This window comes from Pseudonocardia sp. DxW (genome assembly GCF_058448985.1).
This window is the reverse complement of sequence record NZ_JBZFLK010000050.1, coordinates 1-6,289: the sequence shown is the minus strand read 5'-3', so window position 1 is coordinate 6,289 and position 6,289 is coordinate 1. Positions and strand designations below refer to the sequence as shown.

Annotated in this window: 7 protein-coding genes; 5 read left to right on the top strand and 2 right to left on the bottom strand. The window is 69.4% G+C overall.

Annotation, left to right across the window (positions count from 1 at the left end):
• Nucleotides 1-444: 444 nt before the first annotated feature.
• Nucleotides 445-1,014: a L,D-transpeptidase gene (locus tag ACVJO7_RS33670; RefSeq protein ID WP_491676320.1), complete on the top strand. Its 570-nt coding sequence runs from the start codon at nt 445-447 to the stop codon at nt 1,012-1,014.
• A 46-nt stretch (nt 1,015-1,060) separates the two neighbouring features.
• Here the strand turns inward: ACVJO7_RS33670 and ACVJO7_RS33665 are convergent, their stop codons facing one another.
• A complete protein-coding gene (locus tag ACVJO7_RS33665; RefSeq protein ID WP_491676319.1) occupies nt 1,061-1,366 on the bottom strand; it encodes a hypothetical protein in 306 nt (101 codons plus the stop codon).
• Between the two features lie 61 nt (nt 1,367-1,427).
• On the opposite strand from ACVJO7_RS33665, the gene ACVJO7_RS33660 reads away from it, so the two are divergent.
• On the top strand, nt 1,428-1,952 hold the full coding sequence (locus tag ACVJO7_RS33660; RefSeq protein ID WP_491676318.1) for a DinB family protein: 525 nt from the start codon (nt 1,428-1,430) through the stop codon (nt 1,950-1,952).
• Nucleotides 1,953-2,042: 90 nt separating this feature from the next.
• Here the strand turns inward: ACVJO7_RS33660 and ACVJO7_RS33655 are convergent, their stop codons facing one another.
• Nucleotides 2,043-3,266, bottom strand: a complete 1,224-nt coding sequence (locus tag ACVJO7_RS33655; protein WP_491676317.1) for an MFS transporter — start codon at nt 3,264-3,266, stop codon at nt 2,043-2,045.
• Nucleotides 3,267-3,496: 230 nt separating this feature from the next.
• On the opposite strand from ACVJO7_RS33655, the gene ACVJO7_RS33650 reads away from it, so the two are divergent.
• The 3 genes from ACVJO7_RS33650 to ACVJO7_RS33640 form a co-directional block, all read left to right on the top strand.
• Nucleotides 3,497-3,919 (top strand): MerR family DNA-binding protein, encoded by a 423-nt coding sequence (locus tag ACVJO7_RS33650; protein WP_491676316.1) that lies wholly within the window; start codon nt 3,497-3,499, stop codon nt 3,917-3,919.
• A gap of 106 nt (nt 3,920-4,025) precedes the next feature.
• Nucleotides 4,026-5,348, top strand: coding sequence for a tyrosine-type recombinase/integrase (locus ACVJO7_RS33645; protein WP_491676315.1), 1,323 nt, complete (start codon nt 4,026-4,028; stop codon nt 5,346-5,348).
• Between the two features lie 107 nt (nt 5,349-5,455).
• A partial coding sequence (locus tag ACVJO7_RS33640) for a hypothetical protein (protein WP_491676314.1) occupies nt 5,456-6,289 on the top strand: 834 nt, incomplete at its 3' end.

Below are 6,289 nucleotides of genomic sequence, written 5' to 3'. Positions count from 1 at the left end.
CAGGCCCGTGGGCCGACGCGACCGGGTGCAGTCCACAGATCAGCACGATCGCGGACAGAGCGACAAAAAGGACGAACCGGCGGACGCCGACGGCGAGTTCGTGCGCCTTCAGCTCGCCGACGGTGTCGCTCACAGTAACCGGACCGTATCAACGGGATCGGCACACCCGACCACGGCATCACGGTCCATGCTGCCCGGCAATCGCTCGCCATCGTCGATGACGGCGCGCCAACGACGAGCATCGCCGGCGCGGAGGCGAGCTGTAGCCACCTTGCACACGGATCAGCGCCCGGACGTCGTCTCGTCCGGGGGGAGTCACGGACAGCGACAGGAACGGCACCGCTGCGTGACAACCTCGGACCCTTCCGGACGTCTTACGTGACAGGAGAACGCCCGCCCTCGGTACGCCCGGTGGCGTAGCGCAACCAACGACGAGGAGTGCGAATGCGGAGCACGGCGATGCTGCGAACCCGGTTCGGCCGGCTCGTGGTGGCGGGCCTGGTGGCGGCGGCCGGGATCGGCCTCGCCGGTACCGCGCTCGCCGATGCCGAGAGCAGTGACGTCGCCGCTCAGGCGCACGCCGAGCCCGTGGCGCCCGGTACTCCGTGCTCGGTCTCGGCCCGCGCGTGTGTCGATCTCGAATCGCAACGCGCGTGGCTGATCCGCGACGGCCAGGTCACCCGAGGCCCGGTTCCGATCGCCTCGGGCGGAGCGGGGCAGGAAACCCCGCTCGGGCACTCGTTCCGCGTGTACCGCAAGAACAAGGACCATGTCAGTGGCGAGTTCACCGGCCCCGACGGCAACCCCGCACCGATGCCGTGGGCCGTCTTCTTCGCCGACGGTGGGGTCGCGTTCCACGGCGGAGATCGCGAACGCGCCTCAGCCGGGTGCGTGAAGCTCGACCTACCCGAGGCAGAGGCGTTCTTCAACGACCTCGCCAACGGCGACAAGGTCCAGGTCGTCAACGCCTCCGTCGAACAGAAAGCCCGCGCCGGAGCACCTGCGAGCGGCTGACCACAGCAACTATGAACGAATCGATGGCGCCGGGCCTCACCGCGTGTCAGCGACGCAACACCTGCCGCAGCTGCTCCATCGACGGGGCGCCCGACAGCCCGGCATCACCGTAGTAGACGCGGCACGAGAACGCGCCTGTTCCGGTGGCCTGCTCGGCGAACGGGTCTGCCCCGTCGATCAAGATCGTGGGTGATCCCGCGAACTCAGGCGTCCCGGCGACCGCCTCCGCGGTCAGGGTCCGGACCTCGACCGGAGTCGTGGCATGTCCAGCGTCGTCGAGCGCCCGGCGCAGACGCTCCGAGGCGACGTTCTCGTGGGGACAGTTCGGCACCACCAGCAGCTCCACCCGCATGACACCAGTGTGCTCCCGGCCCGGCGCTGCGCCAGTAACATCGGCGCCCGGAGGCGGCCGCATGGACCCGAACGACATCGGCGAGGAGATGCGGCGAGCCCAGGCCGAGTTCCACCAGCTCATCGCGACAGCGTCCCGCCTCGATCTGGATCGCACGACGAACGGCACGCGGTGGACGAACCGGCAGCTCCTGTTCCACATGGTCCTCGGCTACGGCGTCGTCCGGACGCTGCTGCCCCTGGTGCGAACCCTCGGCCGCCTCGGCTACAGCAGAGGCTTCGCCACCGCCCTGAACGCGGCCCGCCAGCCCTTCCACCTGGTCAATTACCTCGGTCCCTGCCTCGCCGCTCGGCTGCTGTCCCTGCGCGTCATGACCGTGCTGCTGGACGCCGTGATCGGCTCGCTGCGACGTCGTCTGGCCACGGAGACCGAGCCCAGTCTGGCCTTGAGCATGCACGTGCCGACGGACTGGGATCCCTACTTCACTCCGACGATGAGCGTGCTCGACGTCTACCACTTCGGCACCCAGCACTTCGACCACCATCGGCGCCAGCTCACCATCGCGGCACCGCCTGCCCAGTCCTAAGCCCTGCACCCGGTGCATGGCCGTGCTGGACGAGCCTCATGTCCCCGTGCAACGAGCGTCACCGCCCGCTCGGGCCGGAACAGCACGCAGCTACCCGGCCGGCGAGCTCGGGGCGTTACCTCGGATCCCGACCCAGCCGATCACCGCGGCCGCCAGGAGCAGGAACCCGCCGAGGAGATAGACGGCCTGGATACCGAGCGCGGCGGCGAGCATGCCACCGAGGAGCAGGGACACGAGCCGTCCCAGCTGCCAGAACACGTCGAAGCCGGCGAAGATCCGCCCGCGCAGGTGCGCGGGAGTATGTGCCTGCAGCAGGGAGTTGAAGGTGACCGCGCCGGTCGAGGTGCCCAGCCCGTAGATCGCCAGGGCGACCAGGGCCACCGGGAACGCGGTGAACGTCGCGAGCGCGAGGTCGACCAGACCGCGAATCACGTAGGGGCCGAACACGAACGCCGGGCGGCGCGGATCGCTGAGCAGCCGGCTCACCACCAACGGGCCCAGGACCGCGCCGACGCCGATCGCGCCCAGCAGCAGCCCGTACCCGGACGGCGGCAGTTCCAGGTGCTCACGCGCCAACACCACCAGCAAGGCACTCGTCGCGCCGGCCGATAGCGCGGCGAGGAGCTGGCCCGCGCCCAGTGCCCGCAGTAGCCGGTCCGAGGCCAGTACCCGCACCCCGGCCACGGCGTCGGCAAAGAACCCCCGCCGTGCGGTCGAGCGCGGCGTGGCCGGTAACCGCAGCCCGGTGAGCAGGACAGCGCTGGCCACGAAGCTGGCCGCATTGATCCCGAACGCCGGGCCGGGGCCGAGTGCGGTGTAGAGCAGCCCGGCGAGCGGCGCCAGCGCGATCTGGCTCAGCACGGCGGCGGTCCAGATGCCACTGTTGGCCGCGACGAGCTCGCTCTCGTCGACCAGCGCGGGCACGGCGCTGTTGGCAGCAGGGTTGAACAGGACCGCCCCGACAGAGAGCCCGAAAGCGATCACATACACCGCGACGACGTGGTCGCCGAGCACGATCAGCGAACCGGCCAGCAGGGCACCCCACACATCCGCGGCGATCATGATCCAGATCCGGGGAAGCCGGTCGACCAGGGTGCCCGCCAGCGGCGCGAGCAACAGGACCGGCAGAATCTCGGCGAACACCACTGCACTCACGCCCAGCGCCGAGCCGGTCAGGTCGAACACCAACAAGGCCAATGCCACCGTCGCGAAGATGTCCCCGCACTGCGACGCCGTGCGCGCCGACCACAAGCGCCGGTAGCCGGGGTGGGCGAACACCGTGCGCAACCCGACCCGGCGGGGCGTAGCGCTCACTCGGCACCTGCCCGAGGGGTGCTGCCGAGGCACGCGGCGCCTGCAGGGGCCGACGCGAGGTGCGCAGGAACCCTCCTGCGGGCGATGGCGAGCACCCTGGCGATCAGGGCCTCTGCCTTAACGAACACTGCACTTCGCTTCCGGTCGGGTCGGACGGCTCGACGCCCGACCGGACGCTAGAACCTTCCCCCAGGGGTAAGGTCAAGGGTGATCATGCGAGGAGGTCTGTCATGCGAATGACGGTCGGCGCGGCGGCCGAAGCCGCCGGTGTGAGCGCCAAGGCGGTCCGCCTGTGGGAAGCCAAGGGGCTGTTGCCCGCCGCCGAGCGGACCGAGGCTGGATACCGGGTCTTCACCGAGAACGATCTCGACGTGCTGCGCTTCGTACGCCAAGCGAAGACCCTCGGCCTGCACCTCGATGAGATCAAGGAAATTCTTGATCTCCAGCGTGGCGGCGAGCAACCCTGCGGCCGCGTCCTGGCGTTGCTCGATGCGCACCTCGCCGACATCGATCAACGACTCCGCGACCTCAATCGCTTGCGCCAGTCACTCTCACGTGCCCGCGCCACTGCCACCAGCGCGCGCCGGCACGGCCAGAACGCCGTTGTCTGCCAGATCATCGAGGCGCCGTCAGAAGGCGGCCGACACCCCTAGCGACCAAGGATCGTCAGGCCGACGCCGGCGGCCTGATCCGCTCGGACGTCTCGATCGACTCCATGCCGACCATAGGGGGCATCTGTGACGGGCATAACAAGACGCGTTGGCGCTCGTTACCCCTTATGCCAAGGCCGCCACGGTCCGGATCGGCTGGTCATGGCAGAGAGGGCGATCGGAAGTGGGCGACAGGGATCGGGTTCGGAAGGTCACTGATCTTGTCGTGTTACCAATCGGCCGGGTGGTGGCCACGGGCAGGCCTGACCAGGCGTGGGCGCTCCTCGACGCCGACGGTGTCGAGATCGATGCGGTGTCGCGGTGGCTGACCGAGCTGGCCGCGAGTGACTACTCGCCGGGGACGTTGCGCTCGTATGCCTATGACCTGCTTGCCTGGTACAGGTTGCTGGATGCGATGCACGTCGGCTGGGCGGGTGCCACCCGCGCCGACGTCCGCGATGTCGTGCGGTGGTACCGCATGGCCGACAATCCGCAGCGGCGGCGGTCGAGTGCCCGGCAGGCTGGGGCGCGTCCGCCGGCCGGGTCGGTGAATCCCCGGACCGCGAAGCCCTACCTGCGGAACGAGTACGCGTCGGCCACGATTGATCACCTGTTGTCGGTGGTCAGCGAGTTCTACGAGTTCGCTGTAGCAACCGGGCTGGGGCCGTTGGCCAATCCGGTGCCCAGGTCACCGGCTCGGCGCAGGCGGGAGCTGCGGACCCGGCAGGGTCCGATGGAGACTCCGCAACCGCAGCGCCGGGCGCCGTATCGGCAGAAGCGCGAGCAGCGCGCGCCCCGGGCAGTCCCGGACGAGTTGTTCAACGAGTTCTTCGCCCAGCTCCCTACGGTCCGCGATCGGGCGATCGTGTCGACCTCGGTCTCCAGCGGGGCACGGGCGGCGGAGATGCTGTCGATGCGCCCGTGTGGGGTGCAGGTCGATACCCACACGATCGAGGTGATCGGCAAGGGCCGTCGGGAGTACCAACCGGTCCGGACCTCCCCGGACTCGCTGATGTGGATCAGTCTGTACCTGGCGGACCGCCCGGGCGGGTTCGACCCGGCGGACCCGCTGTGGCTGACCCTGCGCGGGCAACCGCGCCCGATGACCTACTGGTCGCTACGGCAGGTGCTCGAGCGCGCCAACACTGCGCTGGGCACGAACATCACCTTCCACGACCTCCGGCACACGTATGCCTACCGGTTAGCGGCCGACCCGACACTGTTGATCACCGATGTGCAGGAGCTGATGCGGCACGCATCATTGAGCACGACGCAGGTCTATCTGCGAACCCGGATGGACGACCTGGTCGAGCGGCTGTTGGCGCATTACGCGCGTCCGCCCGCACCACCGCCACGTCCGGCCGCCGGCTACGACCCGGCCGATCTGGCGGTTCTGTTCGGCCAGGACACGGTCACCGGACCCGACGCATGAGCAGAACCGACGCCGACACCGGAACCGAACCCAGAGTAGCCGCAGGCGGCCTGCGCACGCGAACGATGGCCGCCACGGCTGATCGTGCCGCTGGCGCTCCTCACCGCGTGCCAGACCGCGACCGGCCGCATCCCTGGTTTGAACGACCAGCCACCGAGAAGGAACGCGAGCGGATCGCCGTCGCCGCCGGTGAGCTCTCCCGCAACTTTCTCGGCCTGGACCACCGTTCCGACACCGTCGCGGCGGCACGCCGGCACGTGCTGCTGTTCCTGGACTGGCTGGATTCCCTTCACGGGAGCTCCTATCAGCAGCGGTGGGTGGCCAGCGGCGCGGACCAAGGCGGGCCGGACTGGGCGCCGGGGCTGTCCAACCCGCGCCGACGCCCGGGCATCCGCGTCGCGGCCAGCGCGCTGATCCTGCTCGGGGTGATCCGTCCCAGCGACGAATGGTTGCTGACCGCGCATCTGACCAAGCTGTGGTGGGACTGGACCGACTACCACGATCGGCAGGTCTGGCAGCGGTTCTTCGCCGCCGGGGCCGCAACGAACGCGTCGAAGCAGCTGCTGCGGTCCAGCGCAACGGTGCTGGTCCGGATCTGTATCCGGCACGGCCTCGGCGTCGAACAGATCCGCGCCGAGCACATGCTGCAGCACCGCGACTTCCTCGAGGCCACCGGCCGCAGCACCTCCCGCAGCAGAGTCGCGATGGCCTGGCATCATGCCCGCGCCGCGGGCCTGCTGGCCGGGGAACCGGACACCATCGAGGTGCTGCTCCGCTCCCGGAAACTATCCGCGACCGAACTCGTCGACCGCTACCAGGTAGCCAGCGCACCGGTGCGCGCTCTGCTGATCGACTACCTGACCGAGCTGGAGCCCACCCACGACTACGCCACCCGGGACAATCTGGCTCGGATGCTGGCCAACGTGTTCTGGAAGGACCTC

What these genes read in the sequence shown, in the direction of transcription:
- ACVJO7_RS33670 (WP_491676320.1), top strand. Translation starts at nt 445, where the DNA reads ATGCGGAGCACGGCGATGCTGCGAACCCGGTTCGGCCGGCTCGTGGTG.
- ACVJO7_RS33665 (WP_491676319.1), bottom strand. Translation starts at nt 1,366, where the DNA reads ATGCGGGTGGAGCTGCTGGTGGTGCCGAACTGTCCCCACGAGAACGTC.
- ACVJO7_RS33650 (WP_491676316.1), top strand. Translation starts at nt 3,497, where the DNA reads ATGCGAATGACGGTCGGCGCGGCGGCCGAAGCCGCCGGTGTGAGCGCC.
- ACVJO7_RS33660 (WP_491676318.1), top strand. Translation starts at nt 1,428, where the DNA reads ATGGACCCGAACGACATCGGCGAGGAGATGCGGCGAGCCCAGGCCGAG.